Source organism: Streptomyces capoamus, from assembly GCF_014654935.1.
In the GTDB taxonomy this organism is placed as follows: Bacteria; Actinomycetota; Actinomycetes; order Streptomycetales; family Streptomycetaceae; genus Streptomyces; species Streptomyces capoamus.
Map to the genome: position 1 here is coordinate 479,881 of NZ_BNBF01000003.1, position 365 is coordinate 480,245.

Consider the following 365-nt stretch of genomic DNA (forward strand, 5'->3'; position numbering starts at 1 on the left):
GTCAGAAGCGGACGAGCGGCGCCTCACGGTGCTGGTCCTGGGAGCCACGGGCCAGCAAGGGGGTGCAGTCGCCCGGCATCTCCTGCAGGCCGGTTGGCCAGTGCGTGCGCTGACGCGTGACCCGGGCAAGCAGGCCGCTCGTGTGCTGGCGGATCAGGGCGCGCAGGTGGTGGCCGGGGACCTGGGGGACGCCGCATCCCTGCGCGCGGCCCTGGCCGGCGTGGACGGAGTCTTCTGTGTGACCCAGTATTTCGGTGCCGGCTACGCGGGAGAAGTGGCCCAGGGCAGGCTCATGGTGGACCTCGCGGCGGAAGCCGGAGTGGAGCACTTCGTGTTCAGCTCTGTGGGCAGCGCCCACAGGAACA

1 protein-coding gene is annotated in these 365 nt (G+C 71.0%); it reads left to right on the plus strand.

What is annotated here, in order from left to right; translation table 11 throughout:
• Positions 1 to 28 precede the first annotated feature (28 nt).
• Positions 29 to 365: NmrA family NAD(P)-binding protein (locus IE312_RS08155; protein WP_229899318.1), on the plus strand; the 337-nt coding region annotated here is incomplete at its 3' end.